At 36.9% G+C, this 22946-nt stretch carries 17 protein-coding genes; 9 read left to right on the forward strand and 8 right to left on the reverse strand.

The window, feature by feature from the left end; genetic code table 11:
• Nucleotides 1-389: 389 nt before the first annotated feature.
• From FLS47_RS00560 to FLS47_RS00570, 3 genes are read left to right on the forward strand one after another with little or no spacing between them, the layout of a single operon-like run.
• Nucleotides 390-1673 carry a PAS domain-containing sensor histidine kinase gene (locus FLS47_RS00560; protein ID WP_149912454.1) on the forward strand — a complete coding sequence of 428 codons (1284 nt, stop codon included), beginning with the start codon at nucleotides 390-392 and terminating at the stop codon, nucleotides 1671-1673.
• Nucleotides 1588-2142 carry an IS1634 family transposase gene (locus FLS47_RS00565; protein WP_149912455.1) on the forward strand — a complete coding sequence of 185 codons (555 nt, stop codon included), beginning with the start codon at nucleotides 1588-1590 and terminating at the stop codon, nucleotides 2140-2142. Before FLS47_RS00560 ends, FLS47_RS00565 begins: the two co-directional genes overlap by 86 nt.
• A gap of 1 nt (nucleotide 2143) precedes the next feature.
• Nucleotides 2144-2455 carry a response regulator gene (locus tag FLS47_RS00570; protein WP_188347323.1) on the forward strand — a complete coding sequence of 104 codons (312 nt, stop codon included), beginning with the start codon at nucleotides 2144-2146 and terminating at the stop codon, nucleotides 2453-2455.
• Nucleotides 2456-2461: 6 nt separating this feature from the next.
• Here FLS47_RS00570 and FLS47_RS00575 read toward each other — a convergent pair whose 3' ends face one another.
• The 3 genes from FLS47_RS00575 to FLS47_RS00585 form a co-directional block, all read right to left on the reverse strand.
• Complete coding sequence (locus FLS47_RS00575; RefSeq protein WP_149912457.1) at nucleotides 2462-3142, reverse strand: copper homeostasis protein CutC; 681 nt, start codon at nucleotides 3140-3142, stop codon at nucleotides 2462-2464.
• A gap of 1 nt (nucleotide 3143) precedes the next feature.
• Nucleotides 3144-4133: an isoaspartyl peptidase/L-asparaginase family protein gene (locus FLS47_RS00580; RefSeq protein WP_188347324.1), complete on the reverse strand. Its 990-nt coding sequence runs from the start codon at nucleotides 4131-4133 to the stop codon at nucleotides 3144-3146.
• Nucleotides 4134-4235: 102 nt separating this feature from the next.
• Nucleotides 4236-6011: an aminopeptidase P family protein gene (locus FLS47_RS00585; protein WP_149912459.1), complete on the reverse strand. Its 1776-nt coding sequence runs from the start codon at nucleotides 6009-6011 to the stop codon at nucleotides 4236-4238.
• Nucleotides 6012-6101: 90 nt separating this feature from the next.
• Here FLS47_RS00585 and dacB point away from each other — a divergent pair, with 90 nt between their 5' ends.
• From dacB to FLS47_RS00615, 6 genes are all read left to right on the forward strand, one after another.
• Nucleotides 6102-7577 (forward strand): D-alanyl-D-alanine carboxypeptidase/D-alanyl-D-alanine endopeptidase, encoded by a 1476-nt coding sequence (gene dacB, locus FLS47_RS00590; protein WP_223225072.1) that lies wholly within the window; start codon nucleotides 6102-6104, stop codon nucleotides 7575-7577.
• A gap of 73 nt (nucleotides 7578-7650) precedes the next feature.
• Complete coding sequence (locus FLS47_RS00595) at nucleotides 7651-9924, forward strand: NADP-dependent malic enzyme (RefSeq protein WP_149912460.1); 2274 nt, start codon at nucleotides 7651-7653, stop codon at nucleotides 9922-9924.
• A 3-nt stretch (nucleotides 9925-9927) separates the two neighbouring features.
• Nucleotides 9928-10512 carry a Holliday junction branch migration protein RuvA gene (ruvA, locus tag FLS47_RS00600; RefSeq protein ID WP_149912461.1) on the forward strand — a complete coding sequence of 195 codons (585 nt, stop codon included), beginning with the start codon at nucleotides 9928-9930 and terminating at the stop codon, nucleotides 10510-10512.
• Between the two features lie 325 nt (nucleotides 10513-10837).
• A complete protein-coding gene (sov, locus tag FLS47_RS00605; protein ID WP_149912462.1) occupies nucleotides 10838-17791 on the forward strand; it encodes a T9SS outer membrane translocon Sov/SprA in 6954 nt (2317 codons plus the stop codon).
• A gap of 68 nt (nucleotides 17792-17859) precedes the next feature.
• Nucleotides 17860-18330, forward strand: coding sequence for a GAF domain-containing protein (locus FLS47_RS00610; RefSeq protein WP_149912463.1), 471 nt, complete (start codon nucleotides 17860-17862; stop codon nucleotides 18328-18330).
• A gap of 31 nt (nucleotides 18331-18361) precedes the next feature.
• The gene (locus tag FLS47_RS00615; RefSeq protein ID WP_149912464.1) at nucleotides 18362-19180 is read left to right on the forward strand and encodes a hypothetical protein; all 819 of its coding nucleotides are present in this window, start codon (nucleotides 18362-18364) and stop codon (nucleotides 19178-19180) included.
• Nucleotides 19181-19184: 4 nt separating this feature from the next.
• Here the strand turns inward: FLS47_RS00615 and FLS47_RS00620 are convergent, their stop codons facing one another.
• From FLS47_RS00620 to hisH, 5 genes are all read right to left on the reverse strand, one after another.
• Nucleotides 19185-20084 (reverse strand): WD40 repeat domain-containing protein, encoded by a 900-nt coding sequence (locus FLS47_RS00620; RefSeq protein WP_149912528.1) that lies wholly within the window; start codon nucleotides 20082-20084, stop codon nucleotides 19185-19187.
• A 65-nt stretch (nucleotides 20085-20149) separates the two neighbouring features.
• Nucleotides 20150-20734, reverse strand: a complete 585-nt coding sequence (hisIE, locus tag FLS47_RS00625; RefSeq protein WP_149912465.1) for a bifunctional phosphoribosyl-AMP cyclohydrolase/phosphoribosyl-ATP diphosphatase HisIE — start codon at nucleotides 20732-20734, stop codon at nucleotides 20150-20152.
• 42 nt (nucleotides 20735-20776) lie between these two features.
• Entirely contained in the window at nucleotides 20777-21529 is a 753-nt protein-coding gene (hisF, locus tag FLS47_RS00630; RefSeq protein ID WP_149912466.1) for an imidazole glycerol phosphate synthase subunit HisF, read from the reverse strand.
• Nucleotide 21530: 1 nt separating this feature from the next.
• Entirely contained in the window at nucleotides 21531-22283 is a 753-nt protein-coding gene (locus FLS47_RS00635) for a 1-(5-phosphoribosyl)-5-[(5-phosphoribosylamino)methylideneamino]imidazole-4-carboxamide isomerase (RefSeq protein WP_149912467.1), read from the reverse strand.
• Nucleotides 22284-22301: 18 nt separating this feature from the next.
• Nucleotides 22302-22892, reverse strand: a complete 591-nt coding sequence (gene hisH, locus FLS47_RS00640) for an imidazole glycerol phosphate synthase subunit HisH (protein ID WP_149912468.1) — start codon at nucleotides 22890-22892, stop codon at nucleotides 22302-22304.
• Nucleotides 22893-22946: the final 54 nt, after the last annotated feature.

The raw sequence follows: 22946 nt of genomic DNA on the forward strand, positions 1-22946 counted from the left end.
GTTATATCCCTCGTGTTTCAATTACTTCTATTGTTCGCAAGTTAAAACAAGAATCTACTTATTACATTTCGCGTTCACCACACAGGTCATTCTTATTTAAACATTTTTGGAAAGAACATACTTTCTGATCTGATGGTTATTTTGTTTGTTCAATAGGTGAAGCATCTCCTGATACTATTCGTGAGTATATTATCAATCAGGGTTAGTCGCTTACATCCAACAGGCTAAAGACCTGTGGGTTTTACGCTCCGTTTTATAAAATTGTTAAGAAAAATGTTAGTTATATTATCAAGATCAATTCAAAAAAGAAGTCCAGGTATATCTCCGCAACATTTGAACAATCGGAAAATAAAGAAAACTATATTGTTTCTATCCTTGACAATACGGACTTGATTGAAAAAATTCTTGAATTTAAAAAACAAGAATATCACCAACGACTTCTTGTATCTTCTATCAATGATATTATTTTTGAAGTAAATAAAGACGGAAATTTTTTAAATTATTGGACGAATAAACCTGAGCTTCTAATCCATCCGCCAAGTACATTTATTGGTAGACCTCTTACTGATGTTCTACCACAAGAAATTTCATCAAAAATACTGCATCTAATACGAAACAGTATAAAAGAAAAACAGCATAATAAATTCCAGTATAACCTACCAAACGCAAATAATAAACAGGAATGGTACTCCTTAACCATCAAAAATATTCCGGACCAGGATGAAATCGTAGCTGTCGTCATAACTGATATTACAAAAGAAAAAGATTATCAAGACAAATTGATTTTTTGGGAGAAAAAATTTTATCAAGCCTTCCATTTTTCAGGTATCGGCACAACACTGACTTCACTCGAAGGATATTTAATCGAAGGAAATAATACGGTTTCGGAGATACTGGGATATAGTCGAAAAGAGCTACAACATATTCGATCTATAGATATTACACATCCTGATGACAAAGCATTTGATTTATCGGTGCGCAGTGATTTAGTACAAGGGAAAAAAAATTACCAAACATTTCTGAAGAGATATCTACATAAAGGAAATTATTATGTTTGGTGTTCTATCATAATATCCTTAGTAAGAGAAAATTGGAAAAACCCTCAATATTTTATTGTTCAACTTGTCGATATGACAGAATTCATTAGAAATAATGAAGAACTAATCCTTGAAAAGAAGAAATTAGAAACTATAAAAGCGCAATTAGAGTCTAAGATTTTACAAAATGAGGAAGCTAATCATATTATTGCACACAATCTATTAAGTCCAATTGCTAATATCAAAATGTTAATTGATAATCTTAAAGAAACACAAGAAAAAGACATTTTGTTGAATTTATTAAGCTCATGTTGCGACGAATTAGATGAAACAGTTGCGGATCTAAATGCCATTGCTTCAAACATAAATAATAACTTAAATAATCACGAAATAGAGTTGTGCAGATTCAATGAGATTTTAGACAAAATTATTGAAATCAAGCAACCGGTAATTTCTAAGAAGAATGCCGAGATAATTACTGACTTTCAAGTTCAAGAGATCAAAACTCAAAGGGTAGCGTTGTACTCTATTATAGATCAATTACTAGACAATGCTTTGCAGTTTTCAGCAGAGACAAGATCGCCTCTTACTCGAAAAGCAAATCAACAGTGGCAGGCTTACCAAAAGCAATATTAATAACAGAGGCTATAACAAATACCTTAAAATGGAGGGAAATGTCAAAATCTCCATCGATAGGGAAAAATATGACCAGGACCAAAAATGGGATGGATTAAAGGGGTATGTGACCAATAGCACGCTTCCCGCTAAAGAAATCATAGCAAATTACAAAAATCTTTGGCACATCGAAAAAGCATTTCGGATGTCTAAAACTGATCTTCGGATCCGACCAGTTTATCATAGGTTAAGGCATAGGATCGAGGCTCATATTTGCTTGTCTTTTGTAGCTTACACCATTTATAAGGAATTGGAAAGGGTACTTAATAAGGAATCCTTCTCATTATCACCGGAAAAAGCCGCAGAGATAACAAGAAATATATACCAGCTGGAAATAGTACTCCCGGAATCCAGAGCCATAAAAAACATCCTCTTGAAAATGGATGAAAAACAAACAAGGTTAATCGAGATCGTCAATAAAAATTTCTAGGGTGTCCCTTTGCGGAAAACAGGAAAATGCACTAGATGCGTTAGAAGGATTAAAATCAAGTCTGGTTAATAATTCAAAAATCTCCGATTATCTTTTTGTCGATATTAACATGCCCTATATGACAGGCGGGGAAATGATGGATAAGTTGCAAGAAGATGAATATTCTTTTCTCCAAAATTCTAAAATATTCATCGTTAGTTCCTCACACTCAGAGTCAGGCACAAATAACACCCAACAATACACTTTTATTACTGAGTATATTCAAAAGCCTGTTAAGAAGGAAAAACTAATAGAAATATTAGCTCTTCCTTAAAACATTCTATTTCGATATCTCCTTAAGAACTGACTTTAGAGCAGATACTTCCGCACCTACTGCTGTATCTCCACCATTTGTGATGGCAGAAGAATGATAAAAGTGTGCTCCAGTTTTGCTGTGCAAATTTTGAATATTTGTCGAACGTAAACCGCCACCAGGCATTATAACAATTCTGTCTTTCGCTAATTGAACCAATTCTCTTAGATTATCTATTCCAAAGTCTACATTTGGTTCACAACCTGAAGTTAATATTGTTTGAAATCCACATGAAATAACATCCTCCAAGGCCGTTTCACAATTCGCAACTTCATCAAAAGCGCGATGAAATGTACATGGAGTTGGCGAAGCTAATTTAACTAATTCTTTATTCTGCGTAATATTAACGCTATTGTCCTCCTGCAATACACCAAACACAAAACCATCTACTCCAAATGCTTTAATTCGCAGAATATCTGCTTTCATTTGTTGAAATTCGTGATCAGAATACACAAAATTTCCACCTCGCGGACGAATCATAACATTAAGCTTGATATGTAAATTCTTCCTAGATTGAATAATATCATCGTCACTTGGTGTTGTGCCCCCAACTTCCATTCCCGCACACAATTCCACGCGATCCGCACCATATTCTTGCGCTATTAGCGCTGATTGTATATTGAAACTTGCTATTTCTAGTTTAGCCATTCTATTTTAAAAATGATTTTCCTTTAATCAATACATTGCCCTTTATATCATACTTCGCGAAATTGAAGCCCCCGTGAATACAATATGCACCATATTCTCCTTGCTTATTGAGTGCAATAAAACCAACTTGAATATTATCAAGTGACTTGCCTCTATTTTTTGTGAACTTAATTATTCTTTTCACAGCCTCTTCACATGCTTGCTGCGGAGAATTTCCTTGACGCATGAATTCCACGACCAAATGGCTGCCCACAGTACGGATGACTTCTTCCCCATGCCCCGTTGCTGTCGCTGCTCCAATTTCGTTGTCTACATACAGACCAGCACCTATAATCGGTGAATCACCTACGCGACCATGCATTTTGTAGGCCATACCACTTGTTGTACACGCTCCAGAAAGATTTCCATTTGCATCCAACGCAATCATTCCTATCGTATCGTGATTTTCAATATTAACAACAGGTTCATATTTTGCTGTTTTCAGCCATTCACGCCATTCTTTTTCGGACTCTTCGGTCAATAGATTCTCTTCTATGTATCCTTGTGCTTTTGCAAATTGCAACGCCCCCTCACCTACCAGCATGACATGTGGCGTTTTTTCCATAACGGCACGTGCTACGGAAATAGGATGTTTTATATTTTGCAAAGCTGCCACAGAACCAATATTTGCCTGATCGTCCATGATACAGGCATCCAATGTTACAATGCCATCACGATCCGGGCGACCACCATAGCCAACACTGCGCTCTTTGGGATCTGCTTCTGTCAGTCTAACGCCTTGCTCAACCGCATCCAATGCACGTCCACCTTTGGCTAAAATTTTCCAAGCCTCTTCATTCGCTTGAATACCAAAATCCCATGTAGATAACACAATTGGCTTATTCGATTTAGCTTTTGAAACTAAAGATTTTGCATTCAAAATTGAAGTTGATAAGCCCAATCCTATTCCCGAAAGCCCTAATTTTTTTATAAAAAGTCTTCTTGATTTCATAATTTCTCGTAGCTAGATAGATCTAAAATTGAAACCTTAAATATATCACTTTAAACGCTAATAAATGAAAAATGCCACTCTTCAGAGCAGCATTTTCTTAAATTAAATTGCTTTCGTCTTGTTCGCTAACCAACTTGCTTCAGCGGTAGTCAAGTGGGGTGCTAATTTGTCAAAGACAAATTGGTTATAATGATTTAACCAATCGATATGTTCTTGTGCTAATAAATCTTTATTGACTAAATCCGTATCAATATAACAGATTGTTAGCGTTTCAAAATTCATGAAATCACCAAAAATACTATTATCGTATTTTTTTGCCAAAACAAGGTTTTCAATACGGATTCCATGTTTACCTTCACGATACAAACCTGGTTCTATCGAAGTAATCATACCCTCTTCGATGGCGATGTCTGTTGGAGTAGGATTAAATACATGTGGCCCTTCGTGCACATTCAAGAAAAAACCAATCCCATGTCCTGTACCGTGACCGTAATTGCGCAACGTTGCCCACATAGGTCTTCTGGTAATCGCATCGATTTGATAACCTTTTGAACCTACAGGAAAAATAGCTTGACTTCCTTCAATTGTACCTTTCAACACAATCGTGTAATCATCCTTCTCCTCTTGCGTTATATTACCTAATGAAACCACACGCGTAATATCGGTAGTGCCAGTTTTATATTGCCCACCCGAATCCACCAACAATAGCCCCTCAGCTTTAAGTGTGTAGTTACTAATCTCATTAGCGGAATAATGTGGCAAAGCACCATGATCCAAATATCCTGCAATAGTATTAAAACTTACATCCACAAAACCTTCTTGCTCTGCTCTAAAACCACGTAGTTTCTCAGCAATAGAAATTTCAGACAACTCTTCCTGACCGACAGACTCTTCTAACCATTTGAAAAATTTCGTCATCGCGACTCCATCATTCACCATGGTCTGACGAATATGGTCGACTTCAACTTCGTTTTTTATAGCCTTTAATGAAGTGGAAGGATTGATTTTTTCAACAATGTTGACAGCAGAAGGTATACTATCGTAAACCGCAAAACACGTACGTTTTGGATCTATTAAGATAGAATTTACCTTAATATTCTTAACAAATTCAAACGCTTCATTATAATCTGCGATTTCGACACCTTGATTATTTAAAGTCACGATATCTTCAGCAGTCAGCTTTCCATCTGCAATAAACAAGATAGCTTTTCCTTGAGAAACATATACAAAAGACAGCACCACTGGATTGCAAGGCACGTCTTGCCCACGAATATTTAATAACCAAGCAACATCATCCAACGAAGAAATGAAATGACCTTCTGTACGACTTTTCGCTAAAATTTGACGTACTGCTACTAATTTAGATTCAGTCGATTGTCCCGTTGTTACTACATCTAATAAATAGGCTTTTACTTGCGGAAGTGCTGGTCTATTTTCCCAAATAGCCGTTAATAAATCCACATGACCATTCACATTAATTTGCAAAGGCTTCAATGTGTTTTTAACCGTTTGTGCTACTAACAATGAAGCTAAATTGCCATCAAAAGCAACTAGTGCACCTTCGGTTAATTTCTCTCCTAGCCAATCCGCATATTCCGCAGCACCTTGCGTCTTTAGTTTTACCAGTTCAATTCCTGAACCTTCCAATTGCTCATTTGCTTGGACAAAATAACGTGCATCCGTCCATAATCCTGCAAAATCTTGCGTAATAACCAATGTGCCAGCCGACCCCGTAAATCCAGAAACCCAGGCAATGCATTTGTATCTTTCTGGCAGATATTCGCTAATATGAGGATCAGAAGAAGGAATAATGTAAGCGTCAATTCCTTGACTGCCCATCGCCGTTCTAATCTTTGCTAATCTATCTTTATGTGACATAGTTTTTATATGTAAAAGTAATGCAAGTTAAACATTTATACGCCCAATATCGAAACACAAAGCCCAAAGTAGGTAGCTTTTTTACAAAATATGCACATTACACATACTTTTGAAAAGCGTATATTTGCTTATATGCCAAGAAATATGAAAATACATGCATTACTGCTTACGGGATTGTTTAGCTTAGGTGTAACACAGATCAGCCAAGCACAAAATATCAAACAAAAATTAACGCAAAACTTTACTACATTTTCAGGTCATTCGTCTTTGACGAACGGTATTGCATCACTTCATGTAATGAATACCGAAACTGGCGAAACGGTTTTCGAAAAAAATGCTGAAGTAGGCTTACCAACAGCTTCTACGCTTAAAGTAATCACTTCCATCACTGCGTTAGATTTATTAGGGAAAGATTTTACGTACAAAACTAAATTGTATTACGCTGGCGAAATTGATTCGCTTGGTATTTTACATGGAGATATTGTGATTCATGGCGCAGGCGATCCGACTTTGGGAAGTCATCGTTATGCGCATACAAAGGAAGATGTCATATTAGAAAAATGGAAAAAAGCCATTCTAGAATCAGGAATAACAGCTATTAATGGAAGAATCATCGCAGATGATAGTATGTATAAAGGTATCGATGTACCTGGCGGCTGGCCTTGGACAGATATGGGAAATTATTATGGTGCAGGCATTTCTTCTTTAAATTGGAGAGAGAACAGCGCGGGGATTAATTTCCAAGCTGGCAACCTACAAGAACCCGCACCTATTGCAAACACGACTTCGGATTTGAGTTACTTGAAATTAGTAAACCATGTCACTGTAGGTCTCAACGGTTCTGGTGATAATGTCTATGCCTACTCCGCACCTTACAGTGAAAAAATTGTGATAAAAGGAACGTACGGGCAAGATCTAAAAAAGACCATAGAAATTTCTTTGCCAGACCCAGCTTACGATTTAGCCTTTAATCTAAGTAAAACTTTAGCTTTAGATAGTATTGTTGTAACTAATGGAATTACAACAGGACAACGCTTATTCGAAGAGGGATTAACAGTTCCTAAAGCAACAAAAGAATTAAATACACATACTTCACCTCCTTTGCACGAGATTGTTCATTGGTTTAATCAACGCAGTATTAATCTATACGGCGAAGCAATATTGCGAAGTATCGCATACATTACGGGAGGAAAAACTTCAACTTATGATGGCGCACAATACTTGAAAAAATATTGGGAACAAAAACTAAATATCAAAGCAAGTGAATTGGATGTAGTGGATGGCTCAGGGTTATCACCGCAAAATAACGTAACAACCCAAGCAATGAACCAAATCATGCAATACGCTGTAAAAAGACCGTGGTTTGCAGAATTTAATAAAAGTTTACCAACTTATAATCAAATGACCATGAAAAGTGGAACCATCAATGGAACATTAGGCTATACTGGTTACCATACCGCAAAAGATGGCAAAAAATACACTTTTTCGCTTCTAGTGTATAATTATGCCGAAGGCGGAGCCCAAATGCGTCAACGAATGTTTACACTACTAAATACATTAAAATAATAGTCAATAATTTTCGTCCTTCTTATAAAAGAATAATACTTTTGTAGATTAAGTAGATTACTAAAAAACAATTATGAGCAATATTAACAGAAAAAAGGATGCCCTCAACTACCATGCAATGGGTCGTCCTGGAAAAATTGCAGTCGTTCCAACAAAACCATACAATTCTCAAAGAGATTTATCATTAGCGTATTCTCCTGGTGTAGCTGAGCCTTGTTTAGCTATCGCTGAAAACCCAGAAGATGCATATAAATATACTGCCAAAGGAAACCTCGTCGCCGTAATCAGTAATGGTACAGCTGTATTAGGCCTAGGCGATATCGGCGCGCAAGCGGGCAAACCCGTAATGGAAGGTAAAGGTCTTTTATTTAAGATTTTTGCCGATATAGATGTATTTGACATCGAATTAGACACCAAAAATGTTGACGAATTTGTCAACATTGTGAAAGCTTTAGAACCTACTTTTGGTGGTATCAACTTGGAGGATATCAAAGCTCCTGAATGTTTTGAAATCGAAAGACGTCTGAAAGCCGAGATGAACATTCCGGTAATGCACGATGACCAACACGGTACAGCCATCATTTCGGGTGCTGCATTGATCAATGCGTGTGAATTGCAAGAAAAGAATATTGCTGATGTAAGAATCGTAGTGAACGGTGCTGGCGCTGCCGCAATTTCTTGTACAGCGATGTATGTTGCTGTAGGTGCGCGCAAAGAAAACATTGTCATGTTGGATAGCAAAGGGGTTATTCGCAGAGACAGAGAAACATTGGATGCGACAAAAGCTGAATGGGCAACTGATAGAGATATTACAACATTAGCTGATGCCGTAAAAGATGCCGATGTCTTTATCGGACTTTCTGCAGCAGATGTATTGACATCAGAAATGTTGAAAACAATGGCGCCAAAACCTATTGTGTTGGCAATGGCAAACCCGAATCCAGAAATTGCATACGATCTAGCTGTAGCTACACGCGATGATATCATTATGGGTACAGGTCGTTCGGATTATCCAAATCAAGTAAATAATGTTTTGGGATTCCCATACATTTTCCGCGGCGCTTTGGATGTACGTGCAACAGCCATTAACGAAGAAATGAAAATTGCTGCCGTTAGAGCAATTGCAGAATTAGCAAAAGAATCTGTTCCAGAAGAAGTAAACCAAGCTTATAATACAAGTAATCTGCGCTTTGGAATTGATTATGTGATTCCAAAACCAACAGATCCACGTTTGATTACAGAAGTATCTATTGCTGTCGCAAAAGCAGCTATCAAATCTGGAATCGCGCGCAAGAAAATTGAAAATTGGGATTTATACAAAGAAGAATTACGTAAACGTCTAGGTAAAGATGACGGCATTATGCGTAATCTTTCTGCTGTAGCAAAAAATAATCCAAAACGTGTTGTTTTTGCGGAAGCGGACAACTATAAAACACTTCGTGCAGCCCAAATAGTGAAAGAAGAAGGTATTGCACTTCCAATCCTATTGGGTAATAAAGAAAAAATCAAAAACTTAATCGAGGAATATGCTTTTGATTTAGATAATGTAAACATTATTGATCCAAGAGAAGAAGTAAAAACACCTCGCTTCGGAGAGTATGTGGACAACTTGTACAAAAAACGACAACGACGTGGTTTGTCCAAATTTGACGCAACACAATTAATCACAAACCGCAACTACTATGCAGCAAGTATGGTTGAATTTGGTGATGCCGATACATTGATTTCGGGTTTGACTCGTAATTATGCTTCTACAATCAAACCAGCTTTACAAGTGATCGGTGCTAAACCAGGAAGCCGTATTGCAGGTATGTACATGATGTTGACAGAAAAAGGACCTTTATTCTTCGGTGACACTACGGTCAATGAAAACCCTACAGCAGAAGAATTAGCTGACATTACAGTATTAATTGAAAAAACTGTTCGACGATTCAATGTGAAGCCTCGCGTAGCTTTATTGTCTTACTCAAACTTCGGTTCAAATGATGGTCCAACTTCGATCAAAGTACGTGAAGCAGTGAAATTATTACACCAAAATCATCCTACTTTAGTTGTTGATGGTGAATTACAAGCAAACTTTGCATTAAATAGTGATTTGTTAAAATCAAACTTCCCTTTCAGTACATTGAATGGTGAAGCTGCCAATACGCTTATTTTCCCTAACTTGGAATCAGGAAATATTGCTTACAAAATGTTGCAGGAAGTTGGCAATGCAGAGGCTGTAGGTCCAATCTTATTGGGAATGAACAAGCCAGTTCACGTATTGCAATTGGATAGTTCGGTGCGCGAGATTGTGAATATGGTAACAATAGCCGTGGTAGACGCACAGTCACACGATAAACAATAAAAAATGTACGATTATTTCAACGGTAAATTGGTATTCAAAGCACCTACGCATGTCATTCTTGAAGTAGGTGGGATTGGATACTACATCCATATTTCTTTGACAACGTATACACTAATCAAAGACCACGAAAACTGCAAGCTGTTTATATCTTTTCAAGTTAGAGAAGACGCACACACCTTGTACGGTTTTGCGACAGAAGGCGAACGTCATTTGTTCAATCATTTAATTTCTGTATCCGGAATCGGATCAAATACTGGACGGATGATGCTTTCATCTAGTACACCTGAAGAAATTCAGTCTGCGATTGTCAATGGTCAAGTTGCTTTGATTCAAAAGATAAAAGGAATAGGCCCAAAGACAGCACAGCGTGTTATCTTGGAATTGCAAGACAAATTGAAAAAGCAGGGTGACAATGCGTTATTGCCGTTGCCAATAGCGAAACAATCTGTTCCTGATGAAGCATTATCAGCATTGGTAATGTTGGGATTTGGCAAAAGTCAAGTCGAAAAAGTGTTGTCTTCTATTGTCCAAACCAATGAGGCGCTTACTGTCGAACAAATTATTAAATTAGCTTTGAAAAAGCTTTAGAAATAAAATGCGGATGTTTCAACATCCGCATTTTATTTTGGATACCTTTTGTTAACTGTAGAAATATTCCAATTACTAGACGCTCATACTCTCATCTAAAATCAAAAGGTAGTATTTATAACCATACTTCACCAAAATCATTTCAATTACAAGCAGGATAAATCACAAACTAGTGTTATCCCATTATTCTTTTTAGGAAGAAGACAAAACCTTATTTTGCAAAATACTTTGGGAGGATATTGTGAAGCTTTGTTATTCTTAAAAGAAATCGTATACTTATAAGTAAATAATACACAACGTTTAGCTCTAACCAGCACTAACCTAGATGAATCTTAGATTCTTTAACCTGATTGTGGTGTTTCTTATGCTCTCTATTCCTAGTGAGGCACAGTCACTATGGTCTTTAGGAGATTCCTTAAGAATATCTTGGTATGATTTACATAAAGCTAAAACCCTTAAGAGCTATTTCCAGAAACAACGACAAGATCCATCCAATTTTAAATTTGAATCTGGTTATGATCCGTCCACCCAATTATTTACAATTCAAAATAGGTTAAACAACGGAAGCAACATTCAACACTATCTGAATCGTACACAATATGTCACGCAAACTAATCGGTTAGCGGTAAAACGAAATTGGAATAATCCAACTATACACACGCAGACAAGGAAGGATAACAATTTTATTCAACCTATTAATATCAATAGTCCTGTTTTTGAACGAATTTTCGGGGGTAACAAAATTGAAATTACACCAAAAGGTAGCGTCGATGTATCCATCATGGCACAGCGAAATACCAACGAAAATCCATTGCTAAATGAGCGTCACCGCAAACTTTGGGGATTAGATTTTGATCAGAATTTCAACTTAAATCTCGTTGGAAAAATTGGTGAACGTGGAAGTGTATTGGCAAATTTTAGCTCGGATGCGGAGTTTGATTTGGAAAATCAAATCAAGTTCGATTACGTGGGTAAGCAAGATGACATTTTACAGCGATTAGAAATTGGTAATGTCAATTTTGTCACACGGTCGCAATTGATGGGAAGTACAGAAGCACTCTTTGGTATCAAAACACAATTGCAAATCGGAAAAGTAAACTTTACTGGGGTACTTTCTCAAAAGCGATCTGATCACCAAGAGATTATCCTTTCGAATGGAAAAGCAAAACGTGAACTTAACATTCCGCTCAGTAATTACGAAGCCAATCAACATTATTTCCTAGCGCATTACTTTCGCGAAAACTACAACAAAAGCTTACAAACCGTACCATTAATTAATTCACCGATTCAAATAACCGCCATCGAAGTTTGGTTAAGTAATCTCACAAATAAAACAGAAGGTGCGCGAGATATTCTAGCTTTATTAGATTTGGCGGAGAAAAATACGTACAATCCCAACATAACAGGAAATAAAATAGCTCTCTATCCGCACACGAAACTAACAAATAGCAATAATATCAGTAGCTCCAATAATCTTTTAGAATTTCTCGGTGAAAATGGTCGCAACCCCAATAGCAATTTTGTTCAGTCCTTTTTTGCTAATGCTGGAGACACTGATAATTATGCCAAATTGAGCGCAGCCCGAAAACTGCTTGAAGGACAGGATTTCACAGTACATCGGCGGTTGGGGTATATATCCTTAAGTTTTCCCTTACACGAAGATCAAGTGCTAGCCGTTTCTTATCGGTACATCGCTAATGGTGTAGAATATCAAGTGGGCGAATTGTCAACCGATGTGCCTTTTGATGCGACATCGCCAAAAATGCTCTATACCAAATTGCTGAAAAATGAAATCGTAAACACGAATCTTCCCAATTGGGGTCTGATGATGAAAAATATATATACTCTCGGGGGGAACAATTTCAGCGAGCAGGATATACAACTTCAGATAGTGAGAATAGATACACGAAATGCGACCGAAAATCCTATACTTTTTGAAGGACAACAAACAACCAATCAATCCTGGTTACAATTAACAGGTCTGGATCGACTTGCACAAAATAACGCGGCTAGTGCAGATGGACTCTTGGATTTTATTGACGGAATTACCATTGACAATGCGCGCGGCAAATTGATATTTCCAGTTGTCGAACCTTTCGGAAAAGACCTAGAAGCGAAATTTTCAACCATAGAATCAGATCTAAAAGAAATATACAGCTTTCCAGAGCTCTATCAGTTACAGCAAGTTGAAGCAAAACAGAAGTACAGCAACAAAGATAGGTATCGACTTCGTGGCTCAATCCAATCAAATAGTGCGTCAGAATACCTATTGGGCATATTTGACCTAAAACCCAATACCATAAAAGTCTATTCGGGAGGTATCATGCTCCAAGAAAACGCAGATTATTCTATTGATTACGAATCGGGCACTTTACGAATATTAAATCCTGCATTGTCACTTTCAAATAACACCTTAAAAGTATCAATTGAAGACAATTCAATTTTTGGCGCGCAGCAGAAAACCTTTATTGGAGGTCGAATAGATTATGCTGCGAATGATAAACTATTGTTGGGAGCGACATTTATGAAATTGAATGAACGTCCTTTCTCAGAAAAAGTTTTTGTCGGTTCAGAATCCATTTCCAACACAATGATTGGCGCAGACATCAACTATACAACCAAGTCCACTTGGCTCACGCGTATGGTTGACAAACTGCCATTTATCAAGACAAATCAAGAATCTACAATTAATTTTTATGGCGAAATAGCACATTCAAAACCCGGCTACGCGAAAGCATTGAATACCGAAAATGACAGCCGTGGTGTAGCTTATTTGGATGATTTCGAACATAATTTTAGTTTTATCAATATCAAAAACCAACATGGATGGCAAATTTCAAGTACACCACAACTATTTCCTGAACACACCTTAAGTAATGACCTGGCTTATGGATATAATAGAGCGCAGTTTTCTTTTTATAATATTGACCCTATATTTTACCAATCTTCCAGCTTGAATCCCAATATTGACTCCAAGTTTTTAACAGATCACCGTACGAGACGCGTGACTGAACAAGAAGTTTTTCCTCTCAAAGAAATCAAAACGGGCACAGACGCATTCTTGCCGACCTTAGATTTAGCTTTCTATCCTATGCTACGTGGCCCGTATAACTTTAGCACAAGCTCAATTGACTCGGAAGGGAAGTTATTGCTACCCAAACAACGCTGGGGCGGGATGTTTAAGAAATTGGAGCAAACAGATTTTGAAACCAACAATATCGAATACCTCGAAATGTGGATGATGGATCCGACGCTGACAAATCCCAATCTCGCAGAAGGCGATATCTACATCAATTTGGGGAATATTTCGGAAGATATTCTCAAGGACGGACAGAAATCATTGGAAAATGCGATACCGGCAAATGGTGATAAATCAGGTATGGACAAGACCGCTTGGGGTTATGCTAGCCGTTTGCAACCTATCAACGCAGTTTTTGAAAATTCAGACGAAAGTCGCAAAAACCAAGATGTAGGCTTGGATGGTCTTTCGAATGATGAAGAAGCCGAGTTTTACAGCACATATCTGAATCAAATGCGTAACATTTTGTCACTTGATGCTTACGCAAAATTAGCAATAGATCCCGCAGGAGATGATTACAACTATTACCGCAGTGCGAATTTTGGTAAGGATCAGGGAATACTGAAGCGGTATCAATACACAAACGGTACGGAAGGAAACTCGAAAACACAAAATCAATCACTAGCAGAGTATGGTGTCGAAACTGGAGCTCGCTCCTTACTTCCGGATGCCGAAGACATCAGCCGAGATAACAGTATGAATGAATCGGACAATTATTACCAATATCGGATCTCGCTTAGACCACACGATATGTTGATCGGCTCGAATTATATTGTAGACGAACACACTACCCAAGCAGTTGTAGTGAACAGAAAAAAAGATGTAAAATGGTATAAATTACGTATTCCTGTTCGGGATTTTGAAAGCAAATATGGAAATATCAACGACTTCAAATCGATTCGATTTATACGACTTTTTCTTACTAATTTTTCGGATACTACTATACTGCGTTTTGCGCAAATGCAATTCGTAAAAAGCGATTGGCGACAGTATAACCCCGAAAACTCCTCCCAATGGACCATTGCAGATCCAAATTTAGGCTTGAATCCCCCAGCCGATCAATCCAATCTAGAAATCGCAAACGTAAATATTGAAGAAAACGGAAAACGAACGCCAATTCCTTATGTCGTACCGCCAAACATCAATCGTCAAGTCGATTATTCAAATAATAATCTCGACGTGCAGCTCAATGAGCAATCCCTAAGTTTGAAAATAAAAAATTTGAAAGATGGTTATGGTCGTGCAGCTTTCAAAAATGCTTCATATGACCTCAGACCTTATGGCAACATTGAGTTTTTTGTTCATGCTGAAGGTGAAACCTTGCGCGATGATCACGCATACGCTTTCATTCGATTAGGCACAGATGATCAGCAGCACTATTATCAATATGAATCTGCATTAAAAGTGACACCAGCAGGTAGTAGCTCTCCTCAAATCATTTGGCCTGCCGAAAATAATATAGTAGTCAATTTGAATGCACTTCGTGACGCGAAAATGGCTCGAGATAAAGCGTTCAAAAATGGTGCTCCTTGGCCACTTGACGAACCTTTTGAATACAGCGATGGAAAAAATATTATCACAATCAAAGGCGCACCAGATTTGTCCAAAATTCGATTTTATATGTTAGGTATTAAAAATCCTTTGCAAAATAGAGATTCGGGTAATAGCGTTGACAACGGTAATGAAATTAATGGTGAATTTTGGTTTAATGAACTACGTGTTACACATTTTGAAAATAAAACGAGATGGGCAGCCACGGGTCAGTTACACGTGAAACTTGCGGATTTAGCCAATATATCACTTTCTGGAACTAAAATGTCAGCTGGTTTTGGCGATATTTCGCAACGTATTTCAGAACAAAACAGAACTGAACACCTTTCTTTAGATTTTATGGCGAATGCCGAATTGGGCAAATTTATCGATCCCAAACACGGCATTTCTATTCCGCTCTATTTTAATTTTTCCAAACAAATCGGCACCCCAGAATATAATCCTTTTCAAGGCGACATTTTACTTAAGGAAACCTTAAAAGATCTTTCTGAATATGGGAAAGATTCGTTGAAGCAAATTATTCAAGATTATACCTTCCGTAAAAACTTTAGTATTGTCAATGCGCGTAAAATATTCCGATCTACGGAAAAACAATTGAAACCATGGAATATAGAGAATTTTGCTCTTTCCTTTCTTTATAATGAATACGAACACCGCGACTTGTACACGAGTAATTCAATGCAGAAAAATTATAGAGGTTCGCTAGATTATACGTTCAATAATCCATCCGTCACTTTCCGAGAGCCTTTCAAAAATAGTAATCTGTTGAAATCCGTTAATTATAATTTGATACCTTCCTTACTCAGTTTCCGCATGGAAGTCAATCGAATATATCAAGAAAATACATTTAGGGATAATGCTTCAAACAATGTCTTGCCCACCTATTACAATAAAAACTTCAATACAAATCGCATTTACGGCATCAGTTGGGATTTGACGAATTCGTTGCGTGTGGATTTCAACGCAACCAATTATGCCATCATTGACGAGCCTAACGGGCGAATTGATGGCGCACGCAAAGATACCTTATGGAATAATTTTTGGCGAATGGGAAGAAATATGGACTACAACCATATGCTTAATTTCACGTACAGCTTACCAATAAACAAAATCCCATATTTGGAATGGCTTAATGCTACTACACGCTATGGAAGCCAATTTAATTGGCAAAGCGAACCTTTAAATCTTCTTAAGAACGAAAGTATTAATTTGGGAAATAGCATTCAAAATAACCGAACTATACAAATAAACCCATCTCTAAATTTTAGCAGTCTTTACAATAAATTCAGTTTCTATCGCAATAATACAGGACTAAGGAATCAAGATTGGAAATCATTTTTCGTACATATGTTGACGGGAATCAGAAGTGTGAATGCCGCATATACACGCGTGGAAGGAACGTATTTGCCAGGCTATATACCAAATTCGAATATTCTGGGGAATAGTTTCAATCAGAATGCACCGGGATGGGATTTTATTTTGGGTGCACAAGTGGATATGTTGGTTCGTGCGCAAAGTAACCAATGGTTGTCTACGGATAGTCTTCTGAATAATGCATATACAAGATCTTATGCTGAAAATATATCTGCAATAGCACACGCAGAGCCAATCAAAGGTTTGCGACTCGATATTACATCAACTAAAATTGATAATAGAAATAGTCTACTACCATTGCAAGCTTTGGGAAATCAAACTTTTCACGAAACCGGAAGTTATGCCGTTTCGCAAATTGGAATCAAAACCTCCTTCAAAAATTCACTTTCCTTGTTTCAAGAATTTGAGAAAAATAAGCAATTGGTTTCTGAATTGCTGGGGGATCTTAACCCCAATTCATTGGGAAGAGATGCTAATTTTTTTGCCGATGGCTACAATGAAAATCAACAGGACGTTATTGTTAATGCTTTCCTAAAAACTTTTCTAAATAAAGATTTTAAGCTCGAAAAAACAAATAAACCTACTTTCCCACTGCCGAATTGGCGACTCAATTATTCAGGACTCGCACAACTTTTAGGTATTGAAGATTTTATCCGTTCAATTAATATCAATCACAATTACCAATCTACGTACAGCATTTCCAATTATGTTTCTAATCTGCAGTATGTAGTGGAAGAAAATTTCCCGTATGTGCGCGACCAAAACAATAACTTCATTCCGCAATACCAATACAGTCAATTGACCTTAACTGATCGTTTCTTACCATTAATAGGGCTAGATTTGAGATTTGACAATAATATGAGCGTGACGACGGAATATAGAAAATCACGCGATTTAGCATTGAGTTTAGAAAATAGCCAGCTATCGACTATGCATGAACAGTCTTACATTGCGGGATTTGGTTACAGAAAGCTTAATACACGCTTGCCTTTTGGACTATTCGCTTCGCGGAATTGGAAGAGTGATCTTAATGTGCGGATGGATTTAGCATGGAATGACAGAAAAATACAAATGTACCGTACAGGTGTAAATTATGAAGAAACAACTGGAGGTAACAAAAATATAACACTAAATCCTTCCGTGGATTTCACAATGAATAGATTCTACAACATCCGATTGTTTTACAACTCTAATGCAACACGCCCTTATACATCACAAACTTTTGCTTCTTCTTACACGTATTTTGGTTTCACATTTAAATTATTATTTCAATAAAAATTCCCAAATTTGCTTAACAAAATTGCGGTTGATGAAGTTTTGTACATACTTATGAAAAACAGCACATGGCAGAAGATTTAAAAATAATTGGAGGAGAAAGAGAAGAGCAATACAAGAGTCTAGTTCCACAGATTAAAGGACTTTTGACGGGTGAAAGAGATTTAATAGCCAACCTAGCAAATATCAGTGCTGCATTGAAAGAACAGTTCAACTTTTTTTGGGTAGGCTTTTATTTAATCAAAGACAATGAATTGGTGTTAGGACCATTTCAAGGTCCTGTTGCATGTACAAGAATCGCGTACAATCGTGGAGTCTGTGGCACTGCTTGGGCGAAAGAAGAGACACTTATTGTGCCTGACGTGGAAGAATTTCCAGGTCATATCGCATGTAGTTCACTTTCCAAATCTGAGATTGTCCTACCATTTTATGTCGATAATAAATTAGTAGGTGTATTAGATGTTGATAGTGAACATATCAATCATTTTACAGCAGTAGATGAGAAATATCTGAAAGAAATATTATCTTTAATAAACTAATCCATATCTACATTACTCTTATTAACCAAGGATGAAAAGTGCACATCAATTAGCTTTTCTAAATCTGTTGTTTATAATTATAAATTCGTTTTGGATTATTATTGTAGACGACAAAAAAATATATGGGCTACCCATATACGATACCTTTTTTGATAATTGGTCATTTCTGACACCACATGTTGCGACATTTAACATTTGGAAAATCATTATTGTTACCTTAGTCTTTACAGCTGTGTTGTACTGCATTGTCCTCAAGAGAGAATATGCAGAAGATTTACCATTAGCTCAGAAAATCGAAGATGCTGGTAATTTGATGATATTGAATCAGCTATTACTTGGAATAAGCATGGTGCTCAAGGTGAATAATTATTTGATTGCCGCTTATATTTTTACCTTCGCAACCTATTATACGCTCCATAAACTAAATATTATTTTCAGTATACGTGATCACAAAAACCCATCTTTCGTACATTTCTTCACGCGTACGTCTTTAGGACTTTATAGCGGTTGGTTTGTTTATTTATTGGGCTTTAATGGAATCCCTACACTAAGTTCTATGTTCAATGAAAGAGCTGATCATCCTGTATTTTTCTATGTAGCTATTTTATTTCTTATTGGAAGTTTTTGTTTTACGTTGTACAAATCATTTGTGTGTAATCTACCGGCGATCATGGTAGGATACACCGCTGGCATCTTGGGCTCCTACTATTACAATGTTAGTCAAGGTAAAGAAGATGTCGTCTATTATATTATTATGCGCTATAGCTTTTTGACCCTATTGATTTTAGCGATATTGACGATATTTTATCTCCTATTCAAGCGAAGAAAAACACTAATGTCTTTAGAGTAGAAAATTAATAACTAATCTTCCAAATTTTTACCATTTTGTCGTCACCTGCTGTGCACAAAAGTTGTTGTGTAGAACTGTAAACCACAGTATTGATAGACAAATGATGTGAGTCAATCCCTCGATCGCGCGAAATATTCTTCTGCAATTTGAATTCCGAATCCCAAATCTTTAACGTTTTATCTCGGCTCACACTCGCGAAATAGGAATTTCCCAAAGACACTATGCCATAAACCGTAAACATATGCGGTGTGACTTCTGCAAGCACAGAAAGATCTGTAATTGATAATTTGTACATTTTGGCATCTCTTCCTCCCGAAATCAAATGACTATCGACGAATGACAAACTAGTCACAGACTGTGTATGAATCTTTTTTGATAACAATGTATGGTAATCTCTAAAATCCAAAAGATGCATAAAACCATTCTTATCACCCAAAGCCATTAAATGTTTCTCTTCATCAATTTCTAAACTTCTGACAGTTGTATTGGTTGCTTGAAAAGAATAAAGCAATTCAAAATTTTCTAAATTCCAAACATAAGCTTTTCCATATTCATCGATTGCCAGCAACTCATTCTTGGATAGAATTGCTTTAACAACAAAAGCCGCACCTTTTTCAACTGCTAATTTCGCAACCAATTCAGGTTCTGATTTCCGAATAACCAAGATATCACCTGTTCGCAATGTTGTGACTAACAAATCTTTCTCCGCAATATAGCACAAGTTATAAACCGATGATGGAACGGTACACAAAACACGTTTGAACTTCAATGTATTCAAATCCCATTCCACAATCCCTTTATCATTCCCTGCTGAATACAACAAACCATTTTGCTCATCCACAGCTAAGGTATAAATAGGATTTTGATGTCCAATCAACGTATTTTCTAATGTAACTTCTATCATATCAATAAAAAAAAATGCCGTACGAAGATACGGCACTTTTGTAAGAATATCATCGTAAGAATGTCTTACTGATGTCTACTTTCTAAATTTTTAGCAATTGTCTCTAAGGAAAGCCCCTTTTCACGTAATAACACTATCAAGTGAAATAACAAATCCGAAGCCTCGTTAATCAAATCCGTTTCAGTTTCAGCTAAAGCAGCGATAACTGTCTCCACACCTTCTTCACCTACTTTTTGCGCAATCTTATTCAATCCTCTTTGACGTAAACGATTCACGTAAGACTCTTCCATAGGATGCTCAAAACGATGGCTTACAATACGCTCTAACTGCAACAAAAAGTTTTGATTAAATTCTGTATTAAAACAACTGCGAGAGCCTGTATGACAAGTAGGGCCAACTGGCTCTGCTTTGATTAAAATCGTGTCTTTATCACAATCAATATGATAGCTTTTTACAAGCAAAAAGTTACCACTCTCCTCGCCTTTTATCCACAATCTATCCTTCGTTCTGGAGAAAAACGTAACTTTCTTTTCTTGTTGTGTCTTTTGCCAAGCCTCATCATTCATGTAGCCTAACATCAACACTTCTAATGTTTGAAAATCTTGGACAATTACTGGAACTAATCCATTCCCTTTTTCAAAATCTATCATAGCTTTATTTATATTTCGCCCCTTTCCAAGAGCTTATTTCGATTATCTGACGATAATACCGTTTTTACGTAATGTTTCTTTCAAATCTGGAATCAATATTTCACCATAATGAAATACCGAAGCCGCCAAAGCAGCATCCACATTGGCTTGCTGGAATGTATCCACAAAATGCTGTTGATTTCCTGCTCCGCCCGAAGCTATCAATGGAATATTGATTGTATCGTTAATTTTCTTTAACAATCCATTATCAAATCCATTCTTCGTGCCATCATGATCCATCGAAGTCAACAAGATTTCGCCAGCTCCACGACTTTCAGCTTCTTTAATCCAGTTTTCAGTTTCGATATCTGTTTTGTCACGACCACCACGTAGATGCACATAATTTTTGCCATCCACCAAGCGTGTATCTACCGCAACAACCACGAATTGTGTTCCGAAAGCTTTTGCTAAGTCGTCAATTAATTGTGGATTACGAACCGCAGCCGAATTAATCGAAATTTTGTCTGCACCACTATTCAATAAGATTTCCGCATCTCGCATCTCATTTATTCCACCACCAATGGTGAAAGGTATATTAACTTGACGTGCAACGGATTTAACCAAATCAATAGTAGTTTTACGCTTTTCATGTGTAGCTGTAATATCCAAAAATACCAATTCATCAGCGCCTTGTTCCGAATATTGCCAAGCCAATTCCACAGGATCACCCGCGTCCCGCAAGTCCACAAAATTGACGCCCTTTACCGTGCGTCCATCTTTGACATCCAAACAAGGAATGATACGTTTTGCTAGCATCTTAGAATTTAATTAATGATTTCAAATTCCAATCTTTGATCTCTTCAATTGAAATTTTATTTTCATAAATCGCTTTTCCTACAACGACAGATTCAATACGACCTAAATCGTTCAAGTCTTCGATATCTTTCATTGAAGAAATACCACCTGAACCGATCAATTTGATGATTGGCGAGTGATCTAACAATTTTTTGTACAATTCTACACCAGCACCACCTAATTTTCCGTCTTTAGAAATATCTGTACACAAGAAACGGAAGAATCCTAATGCCAAACATTTATCAATATATTCTACTAATTTGATTGGAGAACTTTCTAACCAACCTGAATATTTGATAACCTCATCCAATACATCAATCGCAATAACGATGTGATCTGCGTATTTAACAGGACCTTGGTTCAATGTTGCTAATTCTTCTAAAAAAGAAGGATTTGTAATCGCTTGCGTACCCACGATAACGCGGTAAACACCAGCATCTACCAGTTCTTTTACTTTCTCAATACTGCGTACACCACCACCGTATTGTACTTTCATATCCGTTTTTTGGATAATTTCGAAAAGGTATTCTTGATTCGAAAAATCACCTTTAGCACCGTTCAAATCTATGATATGCACCATTTCGGTACCATTAGCATAGTAATTTTTGATTTGGTCTTCTAAAGAGATATCGTAAGTCGTCACGTCTTGATAATTACCTTCTCTAAGACGTACTACCTTTTTGTCTAAAACATCAATCGCTGGAATGATATACATAGTAATATTTTTATTTAATTAAAATCTTGAAAAATTCAATAACAACTGCTCGCCAAATTTACCCGATTTCTCTGGGTGAAATTGTACGCCATAGAAGTTATTTTTTTGAAATGCTGCCGCAAAATCCAAATCATACGAACAAGTCGCCGCAACAGTCGATTCTTCGCGCTCAATAAAATACGAGTGAACGAAGTAAAAGTAGCTATTATCTGCAATATCCGTAAAAAGCGGACTATTATTTTCTACACGTACACTATTCCAGCCCATATGCGGAACTTTAGCTCCTATACGTTTGTCAAAATGTAACGTTTTAACAGGGAAAATGTTCAACATATCGGCATTTCCTTCTTCCGAGAAGGAAGTCATCAGCTGCATGCCTACGCAGATGCCTAGAACAGGTTTTTGTAGTGCCAAAATAGTATCCACCAAACCCGTATCCTGCAACTTTTTCATTGCAGCACCTGCATGTCCCACACCTGGAATAATAATGTGGCTATATTTATCGAAGTCTTCTTGAGTATTAATCATGCCATGCTCCACTTGGATTCTATCCAACGCCGCCGTCAATGAAAATATATTCCCCGCTCCGTAATTTACAATTCCAATCATATTTAATTAGATATTAGATTTGAGATAATAGACATTAGACAATTTCAAGGTCTC

The organism is Sphingobacterium cavernae (assembly GCF_008520265.1).
Taxonomy (GTDB): Bacteria; Bacteroidota; Bacteroidia; order Sphingobacteriales; family Sphingobacteriaceae; genus Sphingobacterium; species Sphingobacterium cavernae.

Bases quoted from the DNA above. Each gene is read 5' to 3' on its own strand.
- FLS47_RS00585 (WP_149912459.1), bottom strand. From the start codon at position 6,011: ATGTCACATAAAGATAGATTAGCAAAGATTAGAACGGCGATGGGCAGT.
- sov (WP_149912462.1), top strand. From the start codon at position 10,838: ATGAATCTTAGATTCTTTAACCTGATTGTGGTGTTTCTTATGCTCTCT.
- FLS47_RS00575 (WP_149912457.1), bottom strand. From the start codon at position 3,142: ATGGCTAAACTAGAAATAGCAAGTTTCAATATACAATCAGCGCTAATA.
- FLS47_RS00580 (WP_188347324.1), bottom strand. From the start codon at position 4,133: ATGAAATCAAGAAGACTTTTTATAAAAAAATTAGGGCTTTCGGGAATA.
- FLS47_RS00610 (WP_149912463.1), top strand. From the start codon at position 17,860: ATGGCAGAAGATTTAAAAATAATTGGAGGAGAAAGAGAAGAGCAATAC.
- FLS47_RS00595 (WP_149912460.1), top strand. From the start codon at position 7,651: ATGAGCAATATTAACAGAAAAAAGGATGCCCTCAACTACCATGCAATG.
- hisH (WP_149912468.1), bottom strand. From the start codon at position 22,892: ATGATTGGAATTGTAAATTACGGAGCGGGGAATATATTTTCATTGACG.
- FLS47_RS00565 (WP_149912455.1), top strand. From the start codon at position 1,588: ATGCTTTGCAGTTTTCAGCAGAGACAAGATCGCCTCTTACTCGAAAAG.
- ruvA (WP_149912461.1), top strand. From the start codon at position 9,928: ATGTACGATTATTTCAACGGTAAATTGGTATTCAAAGCACCTACGCAT.
- FLS47_RS00635 (WP_149912467.1), bottom strand. From the start codon at position 22,283: ATGTATATCATTCCAGCGATTGATGTTTTAGACAAAAAGGTAGTACGT.
- hisF (WP_149912466.1), bottom strand. From the start codon at position 21,529: ATGCTAGCAAAACGTATCATTCCTTGTTTGGATGTCAAAGATGGACGC.
- FLS47_RS00620 (WP_149912528.1), bottom strand. From the start codon at position 20,084: ATGATAGAAGTTACATTAGAAAATACGTTGATTGGACATCAAAATCCT.
- FLS47_RS00615 (WP_149912464.1), top strand. From the start codon at position 18,362: ATGAAAAGTGCACATCAATTAGCTTTTCTAAATCTGTTGTTTATAATT.
- dacB (WP_223225072.1), top strand. From the start codon at position 6,102: ATGCACATTACACATACTTTTGAAAAGCGTATATTTGCTTATATGCCA.
- hisIE (WP_149912465.1), bottom strand. From the start codon at position 20,734: ATGATAGATTTTGAAAAAGGGAATGGATTAGTTCCAGTAATTGTCCAA.